The sequence below is a fragment of the Pseudomonas sp. MF6767 genome (genome assembly GCF_016405475.1).
GTDB classification, from domain to species: domain Bacteria; phylum Pseudomonadota; class Gammaproteobacteria; order Pseudomonadales; family Pseudomonadaceae; genus Aquipseudomonas; species Aquipseudomonas paracarnis.
In genome coordinates this window covers 1-680 of the sequence record NZ_JAEKCY010000057.1, presented here as the reverse complement: position 1 = coordinate 680, position 680 = coordinate 1, and the positions used below count along the sequence as shown (strand labels likewise).

Genomic DNA, 680 nt, shown 5'->3' with positions numbered 1-680 from the left:
TAGTTTTGCTGCTGCGTAACGGCGTGGGCGTGCAGACGATTCTGGTCGTCGTAGTGGTAGTGGCTGAGCAGTTGGCCTTGCTGGCGCTGATGCTCGCGGCCGCTCTTGAACAGATGTGAGGTGAGCACTTCACCGTTGAGTTCGACGGTAGCGAGGTGGCCGCCTTTATCGTGGGTGAAGGTGACGCGGTTATTGTCCGGCAGGCACAGGTTTTTCAGCTGGCCGCAAGCGTCGTAGCCGTAGCGCAGGGTGCCCCAGCCCTGGTGTTCGGCGGTGAGGCGGTTTTGGCGGTCGTATTCGTAGGCCAACGCCCAGTGGCCGTCCTCGACGCTGAGGAGGTTGCCCTGGCGGTCGTAGGCATAGTCGACAACGCTGGCATCGGGTAGGGTTTTTCGGACGAGGCGACCGGCGTGGTCGCGCTCGTAACGGGTGATTAGCTGACTGCCATCGTCGCCGTATTCGGTCTTTTCCAGCAGGTGGCCGTTGAGGTCGTAGGCATACGCGGTGCGTTGGCCGTCGAAGCCGGTTTCCTGGCGGATCAGACCGTTGGGGTGGTAGTCGAGTTGGTAGGTTTCGCCGGCTTCGTTTTCGATCTCGGTGAGCAGCAGCCGGGCGTTGTCGTAGCGGTACTTGACCTGGGTGCCGTCGGCGTTGAGACGGCGGCTGATCAGGTGCAGGCC

At 62.2% G+C, this 680-nt stretch carries 1 pseudogene; it reads right to left on the bottom strand.

Features of this window, described 5'->3' with window-relative positions:
* Positions 1-680 (bottom strand): annotated as a pseudogene (locus tag JFT58_RS30070) (RHS repeat protein); the annotation flags it as partial.